The organism is Pseudomonas sp. LBUM1674, from assembly GCF_059695635.1.
Genome location: NZ_CP166779.1, coordinates 5,827,813 through 5,853,889 on the forward strand (window position 1 = coordinate 5,827,813; position 26,077 = coordinate 5,853,889).

Annotated in this window: 19 protein-coding genes; 9 read left to right on the forward strand and 10 right to left on the reverse strand. The window is 59.1% G+C overall.

The annotated features are described in order from the left end of the window. Positions 1-170 precede the first annotated feature (170 nt). The 6 genes from lon (at position 171) to cmoB (ending at position 6,421) form a co-directional block, all read left to right on the forward strand. The gene (lon, locus tag ACA067_RS26730) at positions 171-2,588 is read left to right on the forward strand and encodes an endopeptidase La (protein WP_497459240.1); all 2,418 of its coding nucleotides are present in this window, start codon (positions 171-173) and stop codon (positions 2,586-2,588) included. Positions 2,589-2,975: 387 nt separating this feature from the next. Next, complete coding sequence (locus tag ACA067_RS26735; protein ID WP_497459241.1) at positions 2,976-3,383, forward strand: hypothetical protein; 408 nt, start codon at positions 2,976-2,978, stop codon at positions 3,381-3,383. A 139-nt stretch (positions 3,384-3,522) separates the two neighbouring features. After that, positions 3,523-3,915, forward strand: coding sequence for a protease inhibitor I42 family protein (locus ACA067_RS26740; RefSeq protein WP_497459242.1), 393 nt, complete (start codon positions 3,523-3,525; stop codon positions 3,913-3,915). Between the two features lie 2 nt (positions 3,916-3,917). Beyond that, positions 3,918-4,562, forward strand: coding sequence for a lysoplasmalogenase (locus tag ACA067_RS26745; protein ID WP_497462851.1), 645 nt, complete (start codon positions 3,918-3,920; stop codon positions 4,560-4,562). A 126-nt stretch (positions 4,563-4,688) separates the two neighbouring features. Beyond that, positions 4,689-5,468 (forward strand): carboxy-S-adenosyl-L-methionine synthase CmoA, encoded by a 780-nt coding sequence (gene cmoA / locus ACA067_RS26750; RefSeq protein ID WP_497459243.1) that lies wholly within the window; start codon positions 4,689-4,691, stop codon positions 5,466-5,468. Beyond that, entirely contained in the window at positions 5,465-6,421 is a 957-nt protein-coding gene (gene cmoB / locus ACA067_RS26755) for a tRNA 5-methoxyuridine(34)/uridine 5-oxyacetic acid(34) synthase CmoB (protein ID WP_497459244.1), read from the forward strand. Before cmoA ends, cmoB begins: the two co-directional genes overlap by 4 nt. Before the next feature lie 129 nt (positions 6,422-6,550). On the opposite strand, the gene tadA is transcribed toward cmoB, so the two are convergent. The 7 genes from tadA to treP all read right to left on the reverse strand — a co-directional run bounded on the left by tadA (position 6,551) and on the right by treP (position 16,129). Then, positions 6,551-7,048: a tRNA adenosine(34) deaminase TadA gene (tadA, locus tag ACA067_RS26760; RefSeq protein ID WP_497459245.1), complete on the reverse strand. Its 498-nt coding sequence runs from the start codon at positions 7,046-7,048 to the stop codon at positions 6,551-6,553. Next, positions 7,048-8,424, reverse strand: a complete 1,377-nt coding sequence (locus ACA067_RS26765; protein ID WP_497459246.1) for a multicopper oxidase family protein — start codon at positions 8,422-8,424, stop codon at positions 7,048-7,050. Before ACA067_RS26765 ends, tadA begins: the two co-directional genes overlap by 1 nt. A gap of 164 nt (positions 8,425-8,588) precedes the next feature. After that, positions 8,589-8,879, reverse strand: a complete 291-nt coding sequence (locus ACA067_RS26770; protein WP_497459247.1) for a PTS sugar transporter subunit IIB — start codon at positions 8,877-8,879, stop codon at positions 8,589-8,591. 2 nt (positions 8,880-8,881) lie between these two features. Then, the gene (gene ptsP / locus ACA067_RS26775) at positions 8,882-11,410 is read right to left on the reverse strand and encodes a phosphoenolpyruvate--protein phosphotransferase (RefSeq protein ID WP_497459248.1); all 2,529 of its coding nucleotides are present in this window, start codon (positions 11,408-11,410) and stop codon (positions 8,882-8,884) included. A 151-nt stretch (positions 11,411-11,561) separates the two neighbouring features. Then, entirely contained in the window at positions 11,562-12,785 is a 1,224-nt protein-coding gene (locus ACA067_RS26780; RefSeq protein ID WP_497459249.1) for a maltoporin, read from the reverse strand. Between the two features lie 106 nt (positions 12,786-12,891). Then, positions 12,892-14,538, reverse strand: a complete 1,647-nt coding sequence (gene treC, locus ACA067_RS26785; protein WP_497459250.1) for an alpha,alpha-phosphotrehalase — start codon at positions 14,536-14,538, stop codon at positions 12,892-12,894. A gap of 148 nt (positions 14,539-14,686) precedes the next feature. Beyond that, on the reverse strand, positions 14,687-16,129 hold the full coding sequence (treP, locus tag ACA067_RS26790; RefSeq protein WP_497459251.1) for a PTS system trehalose-specific EIIBC component: 1,443 nt from the start codon (positions 16,127-16,129) through the stop codon (positions 14,687-14,689). Between the two features lie 239 nt (positions 16,130-16,368). Here treP and treR point away from each other — a divergent pair, with 239 nt between their 5' ends. The 3 genes from treR (at position 16,369) to ACA067_RS26805 (ending at position 23,261) form a co-directional block, all read left to right on the forward strand. Continuing rightward, positions 16,369-17,073 carry a trehalose operon repressor gene (gene treR / locus ACA067_RS26795; RefSeq protein WP_497459252.1) on the forward strand — a complete coding sequence of 235 codons (705 nt, stop codon included), beginning with the start codon at positions 16,369-16,371 and terminating at the stop codon, positions 17,071-17,073. A gap of 99 nt (positions 17,074-17,172) precedes the next feature. After that, entirely contained in the window at positions 17,173-20,256 is a 3,084-nt protein-coding gene (locus tag ACA067_RS26800) for a membrane-targeted effector domain-containing toxin (protein ID WP_497459253.1), read from the forward strand. A 35-nt stretch (positions 20,257-20,291) separates the two neighbouring features. After that, complete coding sequence (locus tag ACA067_RS26805; RefSeq protein ID WP_497459254.1) at positions 20,292-23,261, forward strand: membrane-targeted effector domain-containing toxin; 2,970 nt, start codon at positions 20,292-20,294, stop codon at positions 23,259-23,261. 39 nt (positions 23,262-23,300) lie between these two features. Here the strand turns inward: ACA067_RS26805 and ACA067_RS26810 are convergent, their stop codons facing one another. The 3 genes from ACA067_RS26810 to guaA form a co-directional block, all read right to left on the reverse strand. Beyond that, positions 23,301-23,819: a helix-turn-helix transcriptional regulator gene (locus ACA067_RS26810; protein WP_497459255.1), complete on the reverse strand. Its 519-nt coding sequence runs from the start codon at positions 23,817-23,819 to the stop codon at positions 23,301-23,303. Between the two features lie 4 nt (positions 23,820-23,823). Beyond that, on the reverse strand, positions 23,824-24,102 hold the full coding sequence (locus tag ACA067_RS26815; RefSeq protein WP_497459256.1) for a hypothetical protein: 279 nt from the start codon (positions 24,100-24,102) through the stop codon (positions 23,824-23,826). A gap of 307 nt (positions 24,103-24,409) precedes the next feature. Then, complete coding sequence (gene guaA, locus ACA067_RS26820) at positions 24,410-25,987, reverse strand: glutamine-hydrolyzing GMP synthase (RefSeq protein WP_064679546.1); 1,578 nt, start codon at positions 25,985-25,987, stop codon at positions 24,410-24,412. Between the last annotated feature and the right edge of the window lie 90 nt (positions 25,988-26,077).

The following is a 26,077-nucleotide window of genomic DNA, read 5'->3' on the forward strand; positions in this document are numbered from 1 at the left end:
CAGGATGCATTTCCACTTATCGAGCATTATACCCCGCTGCGTTCTCAGTTTTTTCGCGAGCAAGCTCACTCCTGCAGTGATCCAACCGAACACCTTGAATTAATCGCGACCATTGAAACCACCCCCCACCTGCCCCATCTAAGACCCATACCCCATTGCGCAGGTGCCCCATGAGCGACCAGCAAGAATTCCCTGAAAACCCCAGCGAATACGCCGACCCGGATAACGTCGAACATCACTCCACCGGCAAAGGCCTCGCCCTGCCAGGCCAGAACCTGCCGGACAAGGTCTACATCATCCCGATCCACAACCGCCCGTTCTTCCCGGCCCAGGTACTGCCGGTCATCGTCAACGAAGAACCCTGGGCTGAAACCCTGGATCTGGTAAGCAAATCCGATCACCATTGCCTGGCCCTGTTCTACATGGACACGCCCCAGGAAGATCCGCGTCATTTCGACACCTCGGCCTTGCCGCTCTACGGCACGCTGGTCAAGGTGCATCACGCCAGCCGCGAAAACGGCAAGCTGCAATTCGTCGCCCAGGGCCTGACCCGCGTGCGTCTCAAGACCTGGCTCAAGCACCATCGCCCGCCGTATCTGGTGGAAGTCGAATACCCGCACCAGCCCACCGAGCCGACCGACGAGGTCAAGGCTTACGGCATGGCGCTGATCAACGCGATCAAGGAACTGCTGCCGCTCAACCCGCTGTACAGCGAAGAGCTGAAGAACTACCTCAACCGCTTCAGCCCCAACGACCCATCGCCGCTGACCGACTTCGCCGCCGCGCTCACGTCGGCCACCGGCAGCGAACTGCAGGAAGTGCTCGACTGCGTGCCCATGCTCAAGCGCATGGAAAAAGTGCTGCCGATGCTGCGCAAGGAAGTCGAAGTTGCGCGCCTGCAGAAGGAGATTTCCGCCGAAGTTAACCGCAAGATCGGCGAGCATCAGCGCGAGTTCTTCCTCAAGGAACAGTTGAAGGTCATTCAGCAAGAGTTGGGCCTGACCAAGGACGACCGCAGCGCCGACATTGAGCAATTCGAACAGCGCCTGGAAGGCAAAGTCCTGTCGGCTCAGGCGCAAAAACGCATCGACGAGGAAATGAACAAGCTGTCGATCCTCGAGACCGGTTCGCCCGAGTATGCGGTGACCCGCAACTACCTCGACTGGGCGACCTCGGTGCCATGGGGCGTGTACGGCGAGGACAAACTTGACCTCAAGCACGCGCGCAGGGTGCTGGACAAACACCATGCCGGCCTGGACGACATCAAGGACCGCATCCTCGAGTTCCTCGCCGTCGGAGCCTACAAAGGCGAGATCAGCGGCTCTATTGTGCTGCTGGTCGGCCCGCCGGGCGTGGGTAAAACCAGCGTCGGCAAATCCATCGCCGAATCCCTCGGTCGGCCGTTCTACCGCTTCAGCCTCGGCGGCATGCGCGACGAAGCCGAGATCAAGGGCCACCGCCGCACCTACATCGGCGCGCAGCCGGGCAAACTCGTCCATGCGTTGAAAGACGTCGAAGTGATGAACCCGGTAATCATGCTCGACGAGATCGACAAGATGGGCCAGAGCTACCAGGGCGACCCGGCCTCGGCGCTGCTGGAAACCCTGGACCCGGAACAGAACGTCGAATTCCTCGACCATTACCTGGATTTGCGCCTGGACCTGTCGAAAGTGCTGTTCATCTGCACCGCCAACACCCTGGACTCGATCCCCGGCCCGTTGCTGGACCGGATGGAAGTGATCCGCCTGTCGGGCTACATCACCGAAGAAAAGATCGCCATCGCCAAGCGTCACTTGTGGCCCAAGCAGCTTGAGAAAGCCGGTGTCTCGAAAGGCAGCCTGGCCATCAGTGACAGCGCATTGAAAGCCTTGATCGATGGCTACGCCCGTGAAGCCGGGGTGCGCCAGTTGGAAAAACAACTGGGCAAACTGGTGCGCAAGGCCGTGGTCAAGCTGATCGACGAGCCGAAAGCAGTGATCAAGCTTGGCCCGAAAGACCTGGAAGCCTCACTGGGCCATCCGGTATTCCGTAACGAGCAAATGTTGTCCGGCACCGGCGTGATCACCGGGCTGGCCTGGACCAGCATGGGCGGCGCGACCCTGCCGATCGAAGCCACACGCATTCACACGCTCAACCGTGGCTTCAAACTCACCGGGCAACTGGGTGACGTGATGAAGGAATCGGCGGAAATCGCCTACAGCTACGTCAGCTCCAACCTGAAGTCGTTTGGCGGTGATCCGAAGTTCTTCGACGAGGCCTTCGTTCACCTGCACGTTCCCGAAGGCGCCACCCCGAAAGACGGCCCGAGCGCCGGCGTGACCATGGCCAGCGCCCTGCTGTCCCTGGCCCGTAATCAACCGCCGAAGAAAGGCGTGGCCATGACGGGTGAGCTGACGCTGACCGGGCATGTCCTGCCGATTGGTGGGGTGCGTGAGAAAGTGATTGCGGCGCGGCGGCAGAAGATCTTTGAGTTGATTCTGCCGGAGCCCAATCGCGGGAGTTTCGAGGAGTTGCCGGACTATCTGAAGGAAGGGATTACCGTGCACTTTGCCAAGCGTTTTGCGGATGTGGCGAAGATATTGTTCTAAGCAAAAAAACAATGTTAAAAATGGCCGGACATCGTCTGGCCATTTTTTTGTATCGAACGACAAATTGTATATCGAAACCTCACCTTGCAATCCTGCTGACACTATTAATATTCCAGGCGTATTGCGAGCGACACTTACAAGAACCCAACGCTTAGCACCGACAAGCAACAACATCCTCGGGGCATTGGACCGCATAAAATTTTACAATCATGAATTACCTACGAAGATATTTTTCAGCAATATTATTCGCTTCCCCCACTTGTGTTTAAAACAGATTTTTTATCGCGATTAATTCTAAAGAACCTGGCAGAAGTGACAGTACCGACAACAACAACCCCTTGTTATACTCATACTCGCAATCTTTTAAATCAATCAGAAGGGAATCACATGACCATTCAAAAACCTTCCACCAAAACAAAGTCTACCGGCTACTTTAAAGTAAGCCGAAACGGCGAGCCGTTTTTCTTAAGTGACAGAGTTATGACATACCGCTCCGGTGAATATATAGTTATCGAGGGGGCCGAAAAATGGGGAACTGCAGAAGCACGTGGCTTTATATTGACCATTCACCAAGACACTCCGAGCGGGCAACAAGACTATGACCGGGACGACACCAAAAGCCTGAGAAGCGTTGAGTATTACAACCACAGTGGAGTAGGCGAGCCGGGCGGATACGCCCAGACCGGACAGTTCGATGCCAAGTTAGATAACGTCACTAAAAAACATCACATAACGTTTAAACTAAAATTTGCCCCCATTGGCGAGGTTGAAGGTGAGCTCGAAGTCGCCGAATAAAAGCTGATTCAGCTTCGATTTTTTATCCCTCGCACCAGAGCCTCATGGGTTAGCATTTTCCTCTACCCGGCTCTGGTCACAATTTGTCTCATCTTCAGCTATGCTCGCCGTTCGTCGTGAATGCCGGAGCAGCTGCCCTATGTCCCCCACCCGCCTGTTGGTCCCCCTCGCCCTCGCCTTGCTGGCCGCTTGCGCCACGCAGCCGAAACAGAACCTGACCGTGGAAAAACAAAGCGCGTGCCCGGCAAAACTGCACAACGGGCAGACCCTGATCCTGACCCTACCCAGCAACCCGACCACGGGTTACCGCTGGGCGATCCAGGACTCGGCCGGTGGCGTGTTGCGCGCGCTCAGCCCCGAGGTTTACAGCAACCCGGAAGACGCTGGTCTCGTCGGCGCTGCAGGGGTCTCGACCTGGCGCTTCCAGGCCATCGCGAACGGCACCGGGCGCTTGCGCCTGACATCCCAGCAGCCTTGGGCACCGGAAGTACTGCCGGTGGAAACCTTTGATTGTGCGATCTCGGTCAACTGATTGTGGGCTGGTTGATTCTGGCGCTGATGGGGGCAGTGACGTTTCTCTATGGCGTGAGTGTGCAGGCGGCATTGCTGTGCCTGCTGGTGAAGCCATTGCCGGTACTGGCCTTGCTCGGTTGGCTGCACGACGCTCCACCCAGCGAGTATCGACGCTGGATCAGCCTTGGCTTAATTTTCTCCTTGCTCGGCGATGTGCTGCTGGCGTGGCCGGGGGATTTGTTTGTGTTCGGTCTCGGGGCGTTTTTGCTGGCGCACCTGGCTTATTTGAAAGCTTACTTGAGCGATTGCAGGCGGTTGGCGGTGTTGCCCTTGATCATCGCGCTGGGTGTCGGTGCGGTGTTGCTGGGGATTTTGGTGTCCAGTGGCCTGGGGCTATTGCTGATTCCGGTGATCGTCTACGGTCTGGCCATCAGCGCGATGCTCTGGAGGGCGCTGGCCCGACTCGGCACTGACGTGCCCAAGCGCTCGGCGCTGTTGGCGGCGGCGGGTGCCGTGGCGTTTGTGTTTTCCGACAGCGTGATTGGCATCGACCGCTTTGTCGCGCCGTTCCATGCCGCGCCTTACGTCATTATCCTCAGCTATTGGCTGGGGCAATGGGGGATTACGGCGTCGGCGTTCACACAAAAGCCGCGTTCAACCGTTTAAAAGATCGCAGCCTTCGGCAGCTCCTATATTGAAATGCGATCCCCTGTAGGAGCTGCCGCAGGCTGCGATCTTTTGATTTTGCGGTTTATCAGACAACCCGCGCATCCGCGCGCCAAGTTGGCTAAAATGCCGGCCTTTTCCACCTACGCCGCTGGAACCGCCGTGAGCAAAGACCCCGATCGCCTTTTCGCCCAGCCTTTGGCCCAGGTGCCTGACTTCGCCTTCAATGAGGACGTGGTGCGGGTGTTCCCGGACATGATCAAGCGCTCGGTGCCGGGTTATCCGACCATCGTTGAAAACCTCGGCGTGCTCGCCGCACAGTTCGCCCAGCCCAACAGCGTGCTCTACGACCTCGGTTCGTCCCTCGGTGCCGTGACCCAGGCCTTGCGCCGCCATGTGCGCACCGACGGTTGCCGGGTGATCGCTGTGGATAACTCCGCAGCCATGGTCGAGCGCTGCCGCGAATACCTCAACGCTCAGGACTCGATGTTCCAGGAGTTGCTGCCGGTTGAAGTGATCGAAGGCGACATCCTCGCCCTGCAATTCCAGCCGGCCTCGGTGGTGGCGCTGAACTTCACCCTGCAATTCATCGCCCCGGACCAGCGCACCGCGTTGCTGTCGCGCATCCGCCAGTCGCTGCTGCCCGGTGGCGCGCTGATTCTTTCGGAAAAGCTGCGCTTCAACGATCCCGAAGAGCACGCGCTGCTCACCGACCTGCATGTCGCCTTCAAACGCGCCAACGGCTACAGCGAACTGGAAATCGCCCAGAAGCGCAGCGCCATCGAAAACGTCATGAAGCCCGACAGCCTCGAAGAACACCGCGAGCGCCTGCTGGCCGCCGGGTTCTCGAAAGTCGTGCCATGGTTCCAGTGTCTTAACTTTGCCTCGTTGATTGCCTTGCCATGATTGATCTGTCCCCCCTTGCCCGCCGCCTGGCCGGTACGCCGCTGGCCGAGTGGGCCAATACCCTGCAGCGTCAACTCGACAAGAAAATGGAAAAGGGTCATGGCGACTTGGAGCGCTGGCAGAGCGCGCTGGACGCCTTGCCGAAGATCCAGCCGAGCGAAGTCGATTTGCTCAATGGACTGACGCTGGACACCGATTGCGACGATGAAACCCGTGCACAAATGCACACGGCGCTGATGGGCCTGTCGCCGTGGCGCAAAGGGCCGTTCGATCTGTTCGGCGTACATGTCGACACCGAATGGCGCTCGGACTGGAAATGGTCGCGGGTTGCACCGCACCTGGATCTGAAAGGCAAACGCATCCTCGATGTCGGCTGCGGCAATGGCTATTACATGTGGCGCATGCTCGGCGCGGGTGCCGACAGCGTGATCGGTGTCGATCCGAACTGGCTGTTCTTCTGCCAGTTCCAGGCGGTTCAGCGCTACCTGTCCGAACCCAACGCCTGGCACTTGCCGTTTCCCTTTGAGGATCTTCCTGCCAATCTGGAGGGGTTCGACACAGTGTTTTCCATGGGCGTGTTCTATCACCGTCGCTCGCCGATCGAGCATTTGCTGGCGCTGAAGGATTGCCTGGTCAAGGGCGGTGAATTGGTGTTGGAGACGCTGGTGATCGAGGGCGATCAGCAGCAGGTGCTGGTACCGGAAGATCGGTACGCGCAGATGCGTAACGTGTGGTTCCTGCCGTCGGTACCGGCGCTGGAGTTGTGGTTGCGGCGTGCCGGGTTCAGCGATGTGAAGTGCGTGGATGTCAGCGTGACCACGGTCGAGGAACAGCGCGGGACGGAGTGGATGAAGTATCAGTCGTTGAGCGACTTCCTGGATCCGCAAGACCACAGCAAGACCGTTGAAGGCTTGCCGGCGCCGATGCGGGCGGTGATCGTCGCCCGCAAATAAACCCCAATCTTCCGGACACCGATAAACCTGTGGGAGCGGGCTTGCCCGCGATGGCGTCGGCACATCAAACATTGATGTCGACTGAACCACCGCTATCGCGGGCAAGCCCGCTCCCACAGGTATCGGTGTTTAGTCTGAAGGTTTTGCTCTTCGGGCCTTGAAGAACTCGCTTAAAACGGCCCCGCACTCCTCTGCCAGCACTCCGCCTTCATAAAGCACCCGGTGATTCAAAAAGCCCTGGGTAAAAAACTGCCCCTGGCTCTGCACAATCCCGGCTTTCGGCTCTAAAGCGCCGTACACCACCCGCGCTATCCGCGAATGCACGATCAAACCGGCGCACATACTGCATGGTTCAAGCGTCACGTAGAGCGTACTGCCCGGCAGGCGGTAGTTACTCGCGGCCTGCGCTGCGGCGCGGATGGCGACCATCTCGGCATGGGCGCTGGGGTCGTTGCCGCTGATCGGGCAATTAAAGCCGCGACCAATGATTTCCCCGTCCTGTACCAGCACCGCGCCCACCGGCACTTCGCCCAGCGCTGCACCTTGGGCGGCGAGCGCCAGGGCTTCACGCATGAATTCACGATCACGGCTGCGATCAATGATTGCCACGGGACGTATCTGACGCATCAGGCCACCTCGATGGCGGCCATCAGGCCGGTTTCCATGTGGTCGATCACATGGCAATGGAACATCCATACCCCCGGATTATCCGCCACCAGCGCCACCTGGGCCCGCTCGTTCTTGCCCAGCAGGTAGGTGTCGGTGAAGTACGGAATCACCTTGTGCCGGTTCGAGGCGATGACCTTGAAGCTCATGCCGTGCAGATGAATCGGGTGCTGATACTGAGTCATGTTTTTCAATTCGAAAATGTAGCTCTTGCCCTTCTCGAGCTTGGCAATCGGGCGGTCGGCGCAGGTCTTGTCGGTGATGTCCCAGGCCTTGCCGTTGATCTGCCACAGGCTCGGCGGCCTGCCGTTGTCGACGTTCACCGACACCGAACCCACCCATTCGAAATTGAAGTTGAGTTTCTCGGCATTGGCCAGGTCCGGCTCGGCCACCGGGTTGGCGGGCAGCGCAGGCGGCCACGCAGTCGGTGCATCAGTGTTCGCCACCGAGCGCAACGTGCCCAGGCGTACCGGGCCATTGCGCAGGGAAAGCTCCTCACCGGCTGGCGGCGCCTTGATCGCCAGGCAAATGCGCATGCCGGGGCCGAGCCAGTATTCCTTGCCCAGTGGCCGCGGCTCGATGGGATTACCGTCCAGCGCGTAGATCTGTGCTTCGACGCCAGGGATATTGAGGCGGTAAGTCAGGGTGTTGTCGAGGTTGAGCAGGCGCACGCGGGTAATCTGCCCGGCGGGCAAGTCGATCACCGCTTGCGACACGCCATTGATCGTCGACAGGCGCCCGGCCGTGCCGCCACGGGCCGCTTCGCGAGGAATGCTGAACGCGACGAACGCGCCCACTTCATCGACGTGCCAGCTCTTGAGGCTCAAGGTCTTCTCGTACTTGAAACCGGTGGGCTCGCGCTCTTCGATGATCAGCGGACCGACCAGGCCGCGCCCGAGTTCTTCGCTGCTGTTCACGTGCGGGTGATACCAGTAGCTGCCGGCGTCGGGCACGCGGAATTTGTAGTCGAAGTATTCACCCGGCAACACTGGAAGCTGCGACACATAGGGCACGCCGTCCATTTCCAGCGGCAGGCGGATGCCGTGCCAGTGGATGGTGGTCGCGACCGGCAGGTGGTTGATGAAACGCACCCGCAGCCATTCACCCTGACGCACCCGCAACTCGGTGCCCGGCGCCGACGGGCCGAATGCCCAGGCTTCGGTTTTGTGCCCGGCCACCAGCTCGACGTCCAGCGGTGCCGCGATCAGCTCATAGTCGTGGCCCGCATCGGCGTCGGCCATTTTGCCCAGCCAGTACCGTGAGGCGCCTCCCGCTCCGACGCCAACGACAACAAGACCGGCCAGGCCACCGAGGATTTGGCGACGGGTAAAGGACATGAACTCAACTACCTCACGTATCAGCGACAGGCGCGGGGGCCTGTAAAAGGCGAATACGATACACCTGCGGTTGAGAAACAGTAAGGGTGGCGCGGCGGATGGACGCAGTAGACAGTTAGGCCCCCAAAAGATCGTCCGAAGGCTGCGATCTTTAAAGGGCTCGCTTACCTCTCAAGCCCTAACAAAAGATGAACAACGCCACCCTCCAGCATCATGACGCCCGGCACACCCGCCGCCGTCAAAGCCTGCCGATCCATCCGCCCCACATCCCGCAACTCCACCCGAACCCGGGTCAGCGCCACGGCCTTCTGCGACTTGAGGTTATCCACACCGCCCAACGCCGCCACGACATTCGCCGCCAACCCGCAAACCGGCTGCGCAATCACCTTCGGCTCATCCACCACCAGGTCCGGGGTCAACGCCTTCCAGAACGCCTGCTGCATTTTCTCGAACATGTTCAGTTCTCCAGAACCAGTGAAGTATCGACCGTCGCCTCGTGGTACAACCGCAGTGCCTCGCGCACCTGCTCGGCGCTGTCCAGTCCCAGCACCTGCTGGGCGATGGCCTGGCAATCCACCAGGTCGACTTCGCGAACCGCTGCCTTGATCGCCGGAATCAACGGCACGCTCACCGACAGTTCGTCCACCCCAAGGCCCAGCAACAACGGCACCGCCAGTGTCTCGGACGCCATGGCCCCACACACTCCGACCCATTTGCCGCGGGCATGGGCGGCCTTGACGGTACTGGCGATCAGGCGCAGCACCGACGGATGGAAGCTGTCGGCCTGAGCGGCCAGGCGTGGGTGATCGCGGTCCATGGCCATCGTGTACTGAGTCAGATCGTTGGTACCGATCGAGAAGAAATCCACCTCCGGCGCAAACAGGTCGGCCATCAGCGCCGCAGCCGGTACTTCAATCATGATCCCCAGCTTCGGCAGCTCACCGAGACCCGCGGCCAGCGCCTCTTCCTCGAGCAACTGCCGGGCCAGTCGCAGCTCCGACAGCTGCGTGACCATCGGCAGCATGATGTGCAGACGCGCCAGACCTGCGCAGGCAAGGATGGCCTTGAACTGATCGCGCAATAGCTGCGGACGCTCCAGGCACAAGCGAATGCCGCGCATGCCGAGGAACGGGTTGGTTTCGCTGTCCATCGGTACGTAGGCCAGAGGTTTGTCGCCGCCGACATCCAGCGTGCGCACCACCAGACTGCGTGATGGCCCCAGGGCGCGAGCGATAGCGCTGTAAGTGGAGGCCTGTTCTTCATGGCTCGGCGCGTGGTTGCGATCCAGATAAAGAAACTCCGAACGCAACAGACCGACGCCCTCGCCGCCCAGGGTCAGGGCCTGCTCGGTCTCGCCCAGCGAGGCGACGTTGGCCGTTACTTCGACGTGATGACCATCACGGGTGCAGGCGGCAAGCGTAGCGTGTGCCAGGACATGCTGATGACGTTGCTCCTGGCGCTGATGATCGACCCGCAGTTGCTCGATGGCCGCCAGTTCCGGGTCCAGGTGCAGCTCGCCCTTGTCAGCGTCGAGCAACACCAGGTTGCCATTCCTCAGCGCCAGTACCTGGACCGGCAACCCGCAGACCGCCGGCAAGCCAGCCGCCCGGGCGAGAATCGCGACGTGACTGGTGGCCCCCCCACCCACCGTGGCGAACCCCAGGACCTTGCGGGTATCGAGCCCGGCGGTCTGGGACGGTGTCAGTTGATCGGCGATCAGGATCGCCCCTTCGGGCAGCTCAATCGCCTGATCCTGCACGCCGAGTATCCGCTTGAGCACCCGTTGGCCGACGTCCGCCAGGTCTGCCGCCCGTTCGGCCAGCAATGCACTGCCTAGGCCCTTGAACAAGGCTGCCGTCGCCTCGGTCGCTCCGCGCCAGGCAAACGCCGCGCTCTTGCCTTCGCTGATCAGCGCATCGGCCTGATCCAGCAAACTCGGGTCCTCGAGCAGTTCCTGATGGGCCTTGAAGATCTCTGCCTGAGCCTCCCCGGTGGCCTGGTCACGCAATTGCTGCAAGGCCAGATTCGCCTCAGCCAAGGCCCGGGACAGATGCTCGCGCTCAACCTGCGCACCGAGGCCGGACTCGCTGACCTCGAGCGTCTGCTCGGCGATCTGCACCACCTGGCCAAAGGCCGAACCCGGTGATGCACACACACCGCGCAACACCTTCAACGATAAAGGCTCAAGTGTTTCGACTGGCGCTGGCACCGCCACTGTTTCCCCACAGCCTGTGGTCAGCAATGTGGCCAGCGTCCTGATCGCCTCTTCAGCCTCCGGGCCCGCCGCACTGACTTGCACGATATCGCCAAAGGCCGTCTGCAACGCCATGATCGCTACCAAGGATTTGGCGTTCGCGCGCTCCTGCTGTTTATGCAGGTAAATGCTTGCCGAAAAACCTTTGGCAGCCTGGGCGAACACTGCGGCGGGACGGGCATGCAAGCCGTTCGGGTTGGCCAGTGTCACAGGTTTGGAGAACAGTGCCTCGCCCTCCTCCGCCACCGGCTCATCGGTAATCTGCTCTACGGGACGCAAGCTCAGCAGCGGCTGGCCTCCTTCCACCCTGCCCGTTTCCGGCACTAACCAAGTGAAGGGTTCACCGCTGACCACCACCATCAAGGTCAACAGACTGCGGGCGTTCAAGGCGATGCAATCGGCGTCGAATGCGATCAGCGCCTGCCCTGCTTCAACCCGCTGACCCTCCTCCACCAACCGGGTAAAACCCTTGCCGGCCAGGTTCACGGTGTCGAGCCCGATGTGCATCAACACCTGAACGCCGTTGTCGTCGGTGATGCTGATGGCATGCCCACTGGCCTGAACATTGCTGATCACCCCCGCCAGCGGTGCGCTCAGGGTTTGCGAGGTGGGGTCGATGCACAGGCCGTCGCCAATCACGCGACTTGAGAATACCGGATCCGGCACCTGGTCCAGCGGCATCAGCACGCCGGACAAAGGTGCCAGCAGTTGCAATTGTTGGGGTGTGGCCATGACGTCACCTGCTGTTTTGTTCTTTATAAAAGACTAGCGATCTCGCGATACCGGGTGGAGCTGCCGCAGGCTGCGATCTTTTGGCGTCTTCAAGGACGTTAAAGATCAAAAGATCGCAGCCTTCGGCAGCTCCTACACGGTTATGCGGTGTTCAGTTCCACCAGTATTCGACCTGCAATCCGACATTCGCACCGTGCCGCGCCGTGCCAAAGGCTCCGGTGTCCGACAACGCCGACCCCTTCGCCAGCTCATTGGCTGCCCGTTTGGCTGCCTGGTTCCAACTGGCATAGGTGTAATACACACGCACTTCGGGCCGCGCCCAGAATTCCGGCCCCTTGGGCGACCAGGTCGGCGCGAAGGTGAACTTGCTCAGCTTGCGCGTGCCGCCCGTGGCATCTACCTGATCGTGCCCCAATTCGGTCACCAGTTTGAACTGCTCGGTGAGCGCGTAGGCTGGACGAACACCGAGGGACATCCAGTTCTGATCCCTACCTTGCGGGCGCACATCTTTTTGATAAACCGCCTGGATTTGCCCGCCAAATCGCGGCGTCAGCTGCCAGTCGAAGAACTCCACTACTCGGTAGCTCTTGTTGCTGTCATCCAGCTTCACGTTACCGGTATAGCCCAACCCGGTGCCGGGGCCTTCGCCGTACTGGAAGGCCAGTTTGTTCTTGCCGCCCAGAAAACCTTGCTGCACATGCTGGGTGGTGATTGCCCAGCCACGGTGTGCGTCGCGACTGTCAGGTTTGTCGATGTAGCTCAGGCCGAACTCCAGTTCACCCCCGGGGTTGGTGTCGAAGCCGGCGACATTGAAATCGTGGCGGTTGATGTAGTCCTTCTGGTACAGGTTGTCCTTGCGCGAGAAGGCATAGCTGTATTTCAGATCGCCGATCAACACGTCCTCGATACCGCCGCCGGTAGCGCTCTGGTTCCAGTAGTAGAAGTCGGAAATATGGATATCGTTCCGTTTGTAATAACGCCGACCGGCCCACAGCGAACCGCCGTTGAGGCCGGGCATGTTCGACCATTGCGCGTACAGCTGCGGCAGGCGCACCGAACCGTTATCGCCCTTGAATGTCAGGCGGCGGTCGTACTGGTTATACAGTGAGGCCATGCCGTCGACGCTGAGCACCGAACCATCGTCCAGGGTGAACAGATCCTGACGCAACTCCAGCTCCCCATACTGTTCACATTCGTTACCCAAACGATATTTGGTTTGGGCACCCGGCAACTGGAAACATGATTGGGAACTGCTGTTGACCGAAGTACCGACGCCGCTGCGCAAGTAACCGCCAAACTCCAGGGCCTGCACCGACAGTGGCAATGCCAGGCATACGCACGCGAGCGCAAGACTGCGATTTATTGTTGTTTTCAAGAACCACCCCATTATTTTTATTGTGTGCAGCCACAAAACCGACGCGCAAAAATCCCCCGCGCAAAGTTCTGCGTGTTTTTTTAAACCGGTGTTTTTTAGTGGTCGGTCAGTCGGTCAGGTGCAAAACCAGCGACTCATAAGGCCGCAAATAGACCTGTCGATTTCGCGGCGGACAGTCCGGGTAGTTGCTGATGACCAGACGTTGGGCCATCGCCTCGCTGATCACTTCATCCGGCAACAGGACTTCGCATGGCGTGCCGTAGAAGTTGTTCAACACCAGCAAACGCTCACCCAGGCCTTCACGCACATACGCCCAGAGTTGCGTATGTTCAGGCAACAATTGCCGGTAGACGCCGTCGGATATCAGCGCTTCAGTGCGACGCAAGGCGATCAGCTGACGGTAGTGATGCAGCACGGAATCCGGGTCATCGAGTTGGGTAGCGACGTTGATCTGTGCCGAGTTGGCCGGCACGCCAATCCAGGGCTCGGCAGCACTGAAGCCTGCGTTCGGCTCGGCGTTCCAGTGCATCGGCGTACGACCGTTGTCCCGGGACTTCTGCATGATCGCTGCCATGTTGTCGGCGTCACTGGCACCCGCCTCACGCTTGAGCCGGAAGATATTCAGCGTCTCGACATCGCGGTACTGATCGATGTGATCGAAACCCGGATTGGTCATACCCAATTCCTCGCCCTGGTACACGAATGGCGTGCCCTGGAGGAAATGCAGCGCGGTGCCGAGCATTTTCGCCGACATCACCCGATATTCGCCGTCATGGCCAAAACGCGAGACCACCCGTGGCTGGTCGTGGTTACACCAGAACAGCGCATTCCAGCCACCACCGGCCTGCATGCCGGTCTGCCAGTCGGAGAGGATGCGCTTGAGTTCGAGGAAGTCGTAGTCGGCGCGAATCCACTTCTGCAGGTTCGGGTAATCGACCTTCAGGTGATGGAAGTTGAAGGTCATCGACAGCTCTTTCGACTCCGGCCGCGAGTAACGAATGCAGTGTTCCAGGCTGGTGGACGACATCTCGCCGACGTTGATCAGGTCATGGCCTTCGAACACTTCGCGGTGCATTTGCTGCAGATATTCATGGACGTTCGGGCCGTCGGTGTAGAAGCGTCGACCGTCGCTGTCGTCGTCGGGAAAATCCGCCGGTTTCGAGATCAGGTTGATCACGTCCAGACGGAATCCGCCCACGCCCTTGTCCCGCCAGAAACGCATCATCCTGAACACTTCGGCGCGCACCTTGGGGTTGTCCCAGTTCAGGTCGGCCTGGGTGTGGTCGAACAGGTGCAGGAAGTACTGACCGGTCTGCGCCTCGTACTCCCAGGCCGAACCACCGAACTTGGATTCCCAGTTATTCGGCTGGTCGCGCCAGATATAGAAGTCGCGGTACGGATTGTCGAGACTGCTGCGGGCCTGCTGGAACCAGCTGTGCTCGATGGAGGTGTGGTTGACCACGATATCGAGCATCAGCTTGATCCCGCGCTTGCCGGCCTCGGCGATCAGCAACTCGCAATCGGCCATGGTCCCGTAGCTCGGATCGATGGCGTAGTAATCACTGATGTCGTAACCGTTGTCGCGCTGGGGCGAACGCAGGAACGGTGTGATCCACAGGCAATCGACGCCCAGCCAGTGCAAGTAGTCGAGCTTGGCCACGACACCGAGCAAATCACCCGTGGGGTTGCCGGCGTGGCTGTGAAAGCTTTTCGGGTAGATCTGGTAGATCACCGAACGTTGCCAGTCTTGCATGGCGTTATTCCTTCTTGAATGTGGCACGAACCCCGTAGGAGCTGACGAGTGCAACGAGGCTGCGATCTTTTGACGTTGTTTTTAAAGGCAAGATCAAAAGATCGCAGCCTCGTTGCACTCGTCAGCTCCTACAGGTGAATGCGGTCTGTCAGGCAACCCGGTATCCCGGCCGAACGATTTTCATGCTCAACCCGCAGGTCAGAACAAACGGCACGACCAAGGCAATCACCATCCCGATCACGAACATCGGAATGAACTGCGGAATGATCGAGATAAAGCCGGGCAAGCCCCCGACGCCGATGGCCGAGGCCTGCACCTTGTTCAGCGACAGGAAGATGCACCCCAGGGCCGAGCCGATCAGCGCGGCATAAAACGGAAACTTGTAGCGCAGGTTGACCCCGAACATCGCCGGTTCAGTGATGCCGAAGTAAGCAGAAATCGCCGAGGTCGAGGCCATGCTTTTGTCCCGCACATTACGGGTCATGTAGAACACCGCCAGTGCCGCGCTGCCCTGGGCGAGGTTGGACATGACGATCATCGGCCAGATGAACGTACCGCCCTGGGTGGAGATCAGCTGCAAGTCGACCGCGAGAAACATGTGATGCATGCCGGTGATCACCAGCGGCGCGTAGAGCAGACCGAAGATCAACCCGCCGACCATCGGCGCCAGGTCGAACAGCATGACCACGCCTTCGGTGATAAGGATGCCCAGGTGTCGCGTTACCGGGCCGATCACCGCCAGCGCCAGCACGCCGGTGACGACGATGGTGGTGATCGGCACCACGAGCAATTGCACCGCGTTCGGCACCCGTGCCCGCAGCCATTTCTCGATGACGCTCATGACGTAGGCGGCCAGCAGGATCGGCAGGATCTGCCCTTGGTAACCGACCTTCTCGATCTGGAACAGCCCGAGGATGTCGAAGTACGGCAGGCTCTGCCCTTCCAGACCGGCCACCGCCTTGCCGTAGTTCCAGGCGTTGAGCAGATCGGGGTGAACCAGCATCAGGCCGAGCACGATGCCGAGGATTTCGCTGCCGCCAAACCGCTTGGCCGCCGACCAGCCCACCAGCGCTGGCAGGAACACGAACGAGGTGTTGGCCATCAGGTTGATCAGGCTCCAGAGCCCGTCAAGCCTGGGGTAGGCGTCCAGCAGGGTCTGGCCCTCGATGAACATGCCCCTGGCGCCGATCAGATTGTTGATGCCCATCAGCAGGCCGGCAATGATCAGCGCCGGCAGGATCGGCATGAACACATCGGAAAACACCCGCACCAGACGCTGCATGGCGTTGATCTTGTCGGCGCTTTTCTGTTTGACGTCGGCGATGGTTGACGCCGCGAGACCGGTTTGACGGCGCAATTCGGCGTAGACCTTTTCCACCTCGCCGGGACCGATGACCACCTGGAACAGACCCCCGGTGAAGAACGAACCCTTGACCAGGTCAATCTGGTTCAGCGTGGCGCTGTTGACCAGGCTCGGGTCCTTGAGGGCCAGGCGCAGCCGGGTGACACAGTGCGCGGCCTGCTCGAGGTTGTCGCTGCCACCCAGGCTTTGCAGCAGCTCGGTGACGATGTTCGGATAGTCGTGGCTCATGCTTGATCTTCCGCTGTGGTTTTTTGTTATTGGCAGCACGCCGAGGTGAAAAGTACTCGTCTGTACGAGTTAAAGCAACAACTCGTACAGACGAGTTTCAATTTGTTTAAAATCTTCCAAACCTACAGACGATGAAATTTCCTACATCCGAAACGGATGAAATCCATACCTGCATGGACAATTCCCTACCCGGCCCTTAAGGTTCAAACCCTTGAGCATCGCGCCATAGAGCCATCCCCATGAGTAAATACAACCAGATCTACAGCGATCTGCTTGCCAGTATCACGACCGAACGTCTGGAACGCGGCGCCCGATTGCCTTCAGAAACCGAACTGATGGACAGCTACCAGGCCAGTCGCGGCACCGTGCGCAAAGCCATCGAACAACTTCAGGAGCGCGGTTTCGCCCAGAAGGTCCACGGCAAAGGCACCTTCGTGCTGTCGACCAACCCGATCGAATTTCAGCTCGGTGGCATCGTCAGCTTCCAGGAGACTTACCCGCGACTGGGCAACGACGTCAGTACCGAGGTGGTGGAGTTCACGCAGTTCCCTCTTGAAGGTACTCTGCTGGAACACATCCAGGCTGAAGCAGGCAGCCTGATCATCCGGATCAAACGCGTGCGGCGTATCGACGGTAAACGGGTGATCCTCGACATCAACCATTTCGTCAGCGAGGTCATTCCCGGCCTGTCCCGCGACATCGCCGAGCATTCGATCTACGCCTTCATCGAGCAGACCCTGCAGCTGCAAATCGCCTATGCCCAGCGCACCATCGAAGCGATGCCGCGCAGCAAGGACGACCAGCAACACCTGGACCTCGACGGTCAGAGTCATGTGATTGTGGTCAGCAACCAGACGTTTTTGCAGGATGGCAGGCAGTTCGAGTACACCGAATCGCGGCATACCCTGGACAAGTTCTACTTTTCGGATGTGGCACGGCGCTGACAGCGCACAATCAAGAGGGTGTTGTGCGGTACATATGCAGTGCACTCCCCTTGAGCGAATGAACCACTCTCAGTGGCCATTTCTCAAGGATGAAAAAGCATGAACTCACCCGAAACCCGCCCTCTGCCAAACGCTGCCGACAAGGCGGCCCTCAAGACGATTGCCGCGACAGTTGTACCCGCCTGCCCGAGCCTGCAGGACGTTGCGCACGAGGTTGCCAGCGATCTGCTCAGAAAACAGGGCCTGCCGAACCTGAACCCCGATCAGATTTATTTCCACCGCTTCAGGGCCGCCCAGAGCAGTGCCAAGACGTTCACTGGCTGGGAGCACATCCTCGAAAAACCCTACGAAACCTTGACCCTCACGCAACTGGTCATCCATCGCTTTCGCGTGACGGACAAGGACAACGCGGATCTGCTGGACCTTTACGGCGGGTTTTACACGGCCGGACCCGACGTCGAGAATTTCAATGAAACCAACGAGGTCCGCCTGCACGGCAACGAGGTCTTGAAGGCCTTCTGGGATATCGACTTCAGCACGCTTTACCTCGATCGGCTGACCGCATTCTGGAGTAAGTCCTCGGACGACTTCCGCACGCTGGCCAAATGCAATTTCCTCAGTTGCGCTGTTCACGCGCTGGAGTTGAAGCAATTGAGCGGCGATGACTTTCAGCGTGCCATCGACGCGGTCATTGGCCCTGTTACCTGGCCCGTCAGCCTGAAAATGCTGCAATCGACACATCCCGTCGGCAACGAAGTGCGCGCCCTGGATGTCATTGGCCACGTTGCCACCAACCTGCTGCGCATCGTTGATCCCAATGGTCGGCAAATTGTCTATGTTCCCGGTGAAGCCAATGCGTTCCAGGTCATGGAGACCGAAGCGGACATGCATTGGTGGATCGTGGAACGGATGAATGACGAAACGTCTCGCAAGGCATTCATGGCTCACTTCCCCTTGGCTGATCGACACGACATCGAGCAGAACATCACCGATGTCATGAACCGGTTGGTCAGCACCTGGGGCAAGTCCGACCATCACCTGATCAATCAACTCAACCGAGCGGTCAAGGGCGATGCGTTCAGTTGGCTGCGCGAGTCAACCCGTAGCGCCATGTACGCCGAAGCCAGCCTGTCACTGACCTCCAACTCGGATTTGCGCAAGAAATTGTGGATCGGTTACCTGAGCGCCGGCCTCAAGGTGTTTGGTCCCATGGCCGCTGTTGGCTGGCCCGTCGCTCTCCCGGTCATCGGGGCCAGCATTGCCAACATGGGTCTGAACATCGATCAGGCGGTCAATGGCAAGACGGCGGCCGAGCGCAAGGCAGGTATTCTCGGAGCAGTCATCAGTGGCATTGATGCCTTGTTCAACATTCCGTTTCTGAAAGGCGCGGGCACGACGCTGGAGGTTGGCGCACGGGTTGAAGCCGCCGAAGTGGCCGAACTGCCTGAGTTAACCAAACAGACGGAATCGCCCTTTGTGAGCGATGAGCAGGCGGGAGCCATTGGACCGGACGAACTGGATATCCCTGCGCAAGATCCTGAGCAACCCGCATTGATTCCAGCTGAAACCGCTTCCCCGCCAGCAATACCCGACAAGTACCAATCCAATGAGCTGCTCGACGGCCTGGACCCGATCGACGAATCAGGGAAATTCCAGGGCATCTACAGACTCGACTCCGAACCGCCATACGCCGTTGTGATCAACGGCGACGCGTATTACGTACGCTACTTCCCGGACTCCAGGGGCGGTGGCTATTGGGCCATCGTCGATCCGGAGAGACCCAATCAATTCGCTCATTCATTGCCGATTCGGTTGAATGCCGAAGGTCAATGGGAGCGGGTGCGGTCGTTGAGGCTCAATGGAGGCGGTCAATGCCTCGGAAAAGGCTGTACGGTCGACCTGGAACTCGACGTTCGCGAACCGACGCCGACTCCGCCAACGAGTCAACCTGTCCTCGAACCTCACCCTTCGACTTTACGGCCCATCCAACTTGTCAGAACGGCGTTTGACACTGAGCCATCGCTGGCGGTATCGCTGCGAAACTGGGCGCTGGATTTACCCGAAGCCGCAGAGACACGCCCAAGTGCTGGAGGGAATCCCCTTGCGAATGAGCCGTACAACCAGCATTTTCAGTTCAGACATGAGCAATTGCTGAGGACCGCCCAACGCTATTTCGCAGACCTGCCCTGGTCCAACCTGCCACCGCGTCCCGCAATGCCCAGCATCAGTCCGGGCATGCCGATGGCCGATCTTATCGAGCGTATTTTTCAGTCAGCACCCGGTCTGGTCGTCAGTGAAACGCTGGATCGCATCACCAGCATGCGCTTCATCATCAAAAACATGCCCACACTGGCCCGTCACATTGACACGATTTATGTACGGCGCCTGCTCAGCGATTTCGCTCAGTCCGAGCTTAACGATTACTTCAGGACCGGGGTCATGTCCGAGGATTTGCAAGCCTATCTGACCGGTCTCGGCACTGATCCAGCGGGGGTTTTCAATGAGTTGGAACTGGTCAATACGGCCAGAGCGAACGGTGTGCGCATCCAGGCACTCGATTGTGCGGTCAACTACAAGTCGAACATCCTTTTCGCATCGCCCAGGCAGCAGGTCATTGCCAATTACATGGCGAACGACATCATGGCCAGTGACAGGCTCCTCGGTAATACCGGCAAGTGGGTCGTGTTGACTGGAATGGAAAACACCAACACGTTCAGAGGGATTTCAGGCATCAGTGAGTTACAGGGAGGCATCGGTTTGCGCATAGAAGAAGTCAATCCGGGAGAGGCCATTGGTGTCGACATCGATCCGGGTATCGAAGTGAGCACACCGGTGCCCCCCAACACCAACCTGATGCGCGGTACTTACGATCCGCTGTACGCAGATCTGCGTCTGCGGATGTCGGCGCCACCGGTGATCTGGAGTGAACAGCCACTGGAAAAACTGCTGTCTCGGCAAGGCATGTACCTGTTCGAGAAGTCGGGCGGCAACTACACGCTGGTTCACCGTAGCTCGCAAGGCATGCTTATCCGCACGCCGGTGCAGCGTCTGGCCGACGGCCACTTCGCCATCAACCGGCCCAACTGGCCTCAGGTCAACAACGTACCGTTCCACAGTGTGGAAAAACTGACACACGCACTGACCAAAATCGGTTTGACGCTGCAAAGCCGCATCCCTGACTAAACACCAAGCCTTCAATATTTCTCAAGGAGCGAGAAGTGAACACACTCGATACCAACAGCCCTGCCCTTTTCCCCGACCAGGCCGATGCGCGTTCGTTGAAGGCGCTGGTCCCGTCCTTTACCGAAGCCTGCCCTGACTTGCACGCGATGGCCTACGACGCGGCACAAGGCATTCTCGATAAGCACCGCGTCAAAGGCATAGACCCGGACAAGGTCTGGTGGCACCGCTTCAACAACACGTCGGTCAGCAGCAACCTGGCCTTTCTGTCCTGGGAACACTACCCCACGCCCTCCGAGTCGCTGACTTTGCCGCAATTGGTGGTCAAGCGTTTCCGTCCCAATGACCAGGACAACGCGGACCTTCTGGATAATTACGGTGGCTTCTACAACGAAGGCCCCCACGCCGCCATTTACAATCAAACCAATGAAGTCAGAATGTACCCCAGCAAGGTCATCAAAGACCTCTGGGCGATCAACTTCAGCGCGCTGTATCGAACAAAAATGGAGCGCTTCTGGACACTCCATTCCGAGGATTTTCGCACGCTTGCGAAACTCAACTTCCTCGCACGAGCGCTGGACGAGCATGAAGGTTCACGGCTCAACAACGAAAACCTGAAGACGGTGATCAAAGCGGTTACCAGTAATGTGACGTGGCCGATCAGCCGCGAAATGCTGGAAACCCAAGCGCCGACCCACCCCGGACTGAGCGTCTGCGCCCTGAACATTGGCGGTTATGCAGCCACCGACATTCTGTGCATCACCGACCGCAACGGCGTGCAGATTGTCTACACGCCGGGTGAAACCGACAGCTTCCACGTTCTCGCCACAGCGTCCGATCTGCATTGGTGGCTGCTGGAGCAAAACGATCAAGCGCAGAACCGGGCACGTTTCATGGCTCACTTTCCCCTTTCCGCGCAGCAGCAGGACGGCGACAACATTGGCCTGAACACCATGATCGACCTGCTCTATTCCACGTGGGGAAGAAGCGACCACCATCTGATCAATCAGCACGCCGAGCCGATTACGGGCGACGCTTTCAGCTGGCTGCGCGATGCCGTGAAAACACGCATGGCAGCCGACGCGAACCTGTCATTGAGCTCCAATGGTGATTTGCGCGAGAAGATGTGGATCGGTTACTTGAATGCCTTCGTCCACGTGTTCGGGTCTATGGCTGCATTTGGCTGGCCAGTGGCATTGGCGGCGGTCGGTGCCGGCATAGCCTCGATGGGCTTGAACATTGACCAGGCAATCAACGGCAGCACCAAAGCGCAACGTAAGGCCGGAGTCGTGGGAGCCATCAGCAGCGGCATAGAAACCCTGTTCAACTTGCCATTCCTGCGTGGCGCGTCAGAACTCGCTGAAGCCGCTGAAGCCAGCGAAACCTTTACCCTCGAAGAAGACATCGGCGAACCTGTGCTCGAAGAGCCTTCCAGCGTTCCACCGATTGCACAATTCACCCCCGGCCCTGCCTACGCAAAGGAAGGCGTCGATCTGCTTTCAGAGTTCGAAACCAATGAAGTGCTGGACGGCTTATCGCCCGTCGCGACCGAGGGCAAATTTCAAGGCATTTACCAGCCCTCCATCGGTGGCAACTATGTGCTGATCAACGACAGTTACTACCAGGTGCGATACGTCAACGAGTTGAAAACCTGGGTCATCATCGACCCGGCGAACCCTTACTCCTTCTATCGCAACCTGCCGATCCGCCCGGACGAGGCTGGCGACTGGCAGCCCATCAACCGACCCGGTCTGTTTGGCGGCGGCAAGTTCGACGGCCTGTGGCCATGGGGCCGCGCCCGTGACCCGCTGCCTGATATGGACAGCCCGCCAACTGCCTACGACATGCCCCAGGCGTTGCGCGAAGACCTCAAAGACATCGCCGGGGGAACCGCTGTCAAGTACGATCTCAAAGACTACATGAGCAGCCTGCCCGAGCCTGACGGCACCAACCCCGTCGCCGACTTCAAGGCCATGAGGCACACCCTGTATCGGGACGCCACCACTCTTTTCGAATCACCCTCTTTGCCCGCCAGGCCAGAAATCCCTTCTCTTCCAACCAGCCTGCCCCCCAAGGACATCATCAAGAAATTGCTGGATGCCGCACCGGGCCTGGTGGTGGGCGAGAGTCACTCCAGTGTGGCGAGCAAACAGTTTCTGATTGAAAACATGCAGGTGCTGAGCAAGCAAAAAGTCAAAACCCTGTACATGGAGCACTTGCTGACTGACTTTCATCAAACCGACCTGGACGTATTCAACCGGACCGGCAAGTTGTCCGAGAACCTCGAAAACTACCTGAAAAACCTCGACCGGGGGCACCAGACCGACGTCAGCGGCCAGTTCAACTTTCTGGAACTGGTCAAGGCTGCGCGCAAAAGCCATATCCGCATCCAGGCCATTGACTGCATGGCCAGTTACCGGAGCAGCGGGATGGAAAATGTGAGCCTCAATTTCCGCCAAAAAATGATGAATTACTTCGCACATGAAGTGATCACTGCCGATCAGTCCCTCCGCGGTGCCCACCGCTGGGTGGCGCTTGTGGGTGACAGCCATGCGGCAACCTGGGAAGGCGTACCCGGTGTCAGCGAACTGGAAGGGGGAATCAGCTTGCGCATCGAGAGCACCCCGGCAGGTACGGCGAGAGGCATCGAGGTCGATCCGGGGCGCATTCCAACAGATGAATTCGGCAGACCCCTTCCCTCTGTCAAAAGCGATTTGCGCCTGCAGCTGGACACATCGCCGAGCGTGGCGCTGGCCGAGACACTCGAAGACGCTTTGCGTAATCCGGGTGATAGCACGGTGATGAATGTGGATGGCAAAGCCACGCTCATACATCGCAGCAGCGATGGATCAATCGTTCGCACGCCGATCCAGCGCGACCAGGGTTCGTTTTACATCGTTCGAAGCAACTGGCCCACCATCAGCGGCCGACGCTACGCCAGCATCGCGGAGTTCGCGGCGGCATTGCGGCACGTGGGGCTGCGATCGGTGCAGGTGGCGGGATCCTGATACGCAAAGGCCCCGTGAACTCGCGTTCAACGGGGCCTGTCAAACCAGTGCCTGCCACTCGGCGCCCAGGGCGACGACCCGGCGCGATTCCTTGACGAGATTGACGCTTTGCGCGATACGGGCGACCTCGATTACCGGTTGTTCGAGGTTGTAGCCGCCCTTGGCATCCAGCCAGCTCAGTACCTCAGCCAGGTGCCAGACCGATGTCTTGCCTTCATGCACGGCCAACGGGAAGCTGCTGCCATGGGTAAGCATCAGTTTGCGCATGTTCTGCCGCGAAACGCCGACGATGTCGGCAATGTCCGTCAGACCGACGAAGTCCGGTGCTACCTCCACCAGACGAGCATCAGGGATGATGCGCTTGACGTCCATCAGCGCACTCAACAATGCCGCATCGGCAGTCTCGGCCTCGCGGGTGAACTCCAATGCCAGCCGGCCGGGCAGTCCGACTCCGACCAACGCATCATCGCATCCTTCGGCGTATAGGCGCTCGACCAAAACGTCAGGATCGCTATCGCCCTGCGCCAGCTGATACTTGAGGGTGAATATGTAGTCCATTGAATTACTCCTTGAGTCGAGGTCCCGGCTTCCCGTCACTCACCTGCTGCGTCGTACAGTTATCGACCACTCGCCGCAGTGCCCTCGCGTGGTTGAAAGGATTCCTCGGCGTGCTGCACACACTGGTGATACAGAATTCGCCACAGCGACAGAGGTCATGCCTGAAAGGGCAGTAGATCTTTCCCCTGGCGTGACTACCGCCGACTTCTATCCGCCAGCCTCGCTCTTCGGCGTGACGCAGGGCCATTTCGATTTCTTTCTTTGGGTGAGATGCACGAGCCATCCGTAGCCTCCAGTCTCCTCAGGATTCCAACAGTTGTCAACTGACAACCATCAGGAGAATTTTACCAACACCACTTAACTGCGAAGACAGCCGAGGCAGGTCTGGAAAATTATCTCGAAGAGAGTACAGATGAGGCTGAGAATGCGGCCGGCTCATGTCTTTCCGGGTATTGCCAAGGTTGTTTCTCCTGACACATAACCCGTTCTATCCCGTGCGTTTTTGCCTGACCGGAAAAAACAAAACCCCGGCCTGAGCCGGGGTTTGATTTATCGGTTAACGCCCTGTTTAGCGGAGCGTCAGCGCGGGATCACTCCCACTCGATCGTCGCTGGCGGCTTGCTCGACACGTCGTAGGTGACGCGAGAGATGCCTTCGATTTCGTTGATGATCCGGCCGCTGACGGTTTCCAGCAGTTCGTAAGGCAGGTGTGCCCAACGCGCGGTCATGAAGTCGATGGTTTCCACGGCACGCAGGGCCACGACCCAGGCGTAGCGACGGCCATCACCGACCACGCCAACCGATTTCACCGGCTGGAACACCACGAATGCCTGGCTGACCTTGTGGTACCAGTCGGCCTTGCGCAGTTCTTCGATGAAAATGTGGTCGGCGCGACGCAGCAGGTCGGCGTATTCCTTCTTCACTTCACCGAGGATCCGCACACCCAGGCCCGGGCCCGGGAACGGGTGACGGTAGACCATGTCGTACGGCAGGCCGAGTTCCAGGCCCAGACGACGGACTTCGTCCTTGAACAGCTCGCGCAGGGGTTCAACCAGCTTGAGGTTCATTTCTTCCGGCAGGCCACCCACGTTGTGGTGCGACTTGATCACGTGGGCCTTGCCGCTCTTGGCGCCAGCCGACTCGATCACGTCCGGGTAGATGGTGCCTTGGGCGAGGTACTTGATGTTGTCCAGTTTGTTGGACTGGGCATCGAATACGTCGATGAAGGTACGGCCGATGATTTTGCGTTTCTTCTCTGGGTCGCTTTCGCCAGCCAGGTTGTTCAGGAACTGATCTTCAGCGTTGGCGCGGATCACCTTGACGCCCATGTTCTCGGCGAACATGGCCATCACTTGCTCGCCTTCGTGCAGACGCAGCAGGCCATTGTCGACGAAGACGCAGGTCAGCTGGTCGCCGATGGCTTTGTGCAGCAGCGCGGCAACCACCGAGGAGTCAACGCCGCCGGACAGGCCGAGCAAGACGTTGTCGGTACCCACCTGGGCGCGAATATTGGCGATCGCGTCTTCAGCAATCTTCGACGGCGTCCACAGGGCTTCACAGCCGCAGATGTCGAGGATGAAACGCGAGAGGATGCGACCGCCCTGCTTGGTATGGGTCACTTCCGGGTGGAACTGCACGCCGTAGTAGCCGCGGGCATCGTTGAACATGCCGGCAATCGGGCAGCTCGGGGTGCTGGCCAGGATGTGGAAGTCTTCCGGCATCTTGGTGACCTTGTCACCGTGGCTCATCCACACGTCGAGGCCGAACAGGCCGTCGGCGTCGATATGGTCTTCAATACCGTCGAGCAGGCGGCTTTTGCCGACCACGTCGACACGGGCGTAACCGAACTCACGCAGTTCGGAACCTTCAACCTTGCCACCCAGCTGTTCGGCCATGGTCTGCATGCCGTAGCAGATACCGAAGACCGGTACGCCCAGGTCAAACACCGCTTGCGGGCAGCGCGGGCTGTCGGCGACGTGCACGGACTCGGGGCCGCCGGCGAGAATGACGCCTTTTGGAGCGAATTCGCGAATCGCTTCGTCATCCATGTCGAACGGATGCAGTTCGCAGTACACGCCGATTTCACGCACGCGGCGGGCGATCAGCTGGGTGTACTGGGAACCGAAGTCGAGGATCAGGATGCGGTGGGCGTGAATGTCGAGGGCCATGATTCAGTCTCGTCTTAATAATTCAGAAACAGTCGTGATTCAGAAACAACTCGGGGCTGAATAGAACAGCCCCGGTTGCTTAACGATTTG

What these genes read in the sequence shown, in the direction of transcription:
- cmoA (WP_497459243.1), top strand. Translation starts at nt 4,689, where the DNA reads ATGCCGGCCTTTTCCACCTACGCCGCTGGAACCGCCGTGAGCAAAGAC.
- tadA (WP_497459245.1), bottom strand. Translation starts at nt 7,048, where the DNA reads ATGCGTCAGATACGTCCCGTGGCAATCATTGATCGCAGCCGTGATCGT.
- ACA067_RS26800 (WP_497459253.1), top strand. Translation starts at nt 17,173, where the DNA reads ATGAACTCACCCGAAACCCGCCCTCTGCCAAACGCTGCCGACAAGGCG.
- ACA067_RS26765 (WP_497459246.1), bottom strand. Translation starts at nt 8,424, where the DNA reads ATGTCCTTTACCCGTCGCCAAATCCTCGGTGGCCTGGCCGGTCTTGTT.
- ACA067_RS26740 (WP_497459242.1), top strand. Translation starts at nt 3,523, where the DNA reads ATGTCCCCCACCCGCCTGTTGGTCCCCCTCGCCCTCGCCTTGCTGGCC.
- cmoB (WP_497459244.1), top strand. Translation starts at nt 5,465, where the DNA reads ATGATTGATCTGTCCCCCCTTGCCCGCCGCCTGGCCGGTACGCCGCTG.
- ACA067_RS26810 (WP_497459255.1), bottom strand. Translation starts at nt 23,819, where the DNA reads ATGGACTACATATTCACCCTCAAGTATCAGCTGGCGCAGGGCGATAGC.
- lon (WP_497459240.1), top strand. Translation starts at nt 171, where the DNA reads ATGAGCGACCAGCAAGAATTCCCTGAAAACCCCAGCGAATACGCCGAC.
- ACA067_RS26815 (WP_497459256.1), bottom strand. Translation starts at nt 24,102, where the DNA reads ATGGCTCGTGCATCTCACCCAAAGAAAGAAATCGAAATGGCCCTGCGT.
- ACA067_RS26770 (WP_497459247.1), bottom strand. Translation starts at nt 8,879, where the DNA reads ATGTTCGAGAAAATGCAGCAGGCGTTCTGGAAGGCGTTGACCCCGGAC.
- treC (WP_497459250.1), bottom strand. Translation starts at nt 14,538, where the DNA reads ATGCAAGACTGGCAACGTTCGGTGATCTACCAGATCTACCCGAAAAGC.
- treR (WP_497459252.1), top strand. Translation starts at nt 16,369, where the DNA reads ATGAGTAAATACAACCAGATCTACAGCGATCTGCTTGCCAGTATCACG.
- ptsP (WP_497459248.1), bottom strand. Translation starts at nt 11,410, where the DNA reads ATGGCCACACCCCAACAATTGCAACTGCTGGCACCTTTGTCCGGCGTG.
- ACA067_RS26735 (WP_497459241.1), top strand. Translation starts at nt 2,976, where the DNA reads ATGACCATTCAAAAACCTTCCACCAAAACAAAGTCTACCGGCTACTTT.
- guaA (WP_064679546.1), bottom strand. Translation starts at nt 25,987, where the DNA reads ATGGCCCTCGACATTCACGCCCACCGCATCCTGATCCTCGACTTCGGT.
- treP (WP_497459251.1), bottom strand. Translation starts at nt 16,129, where the DNA reads ATGAGCCACGACTATCCGAACATCGTCACCGAGCTGCTGCAAAGCCTG.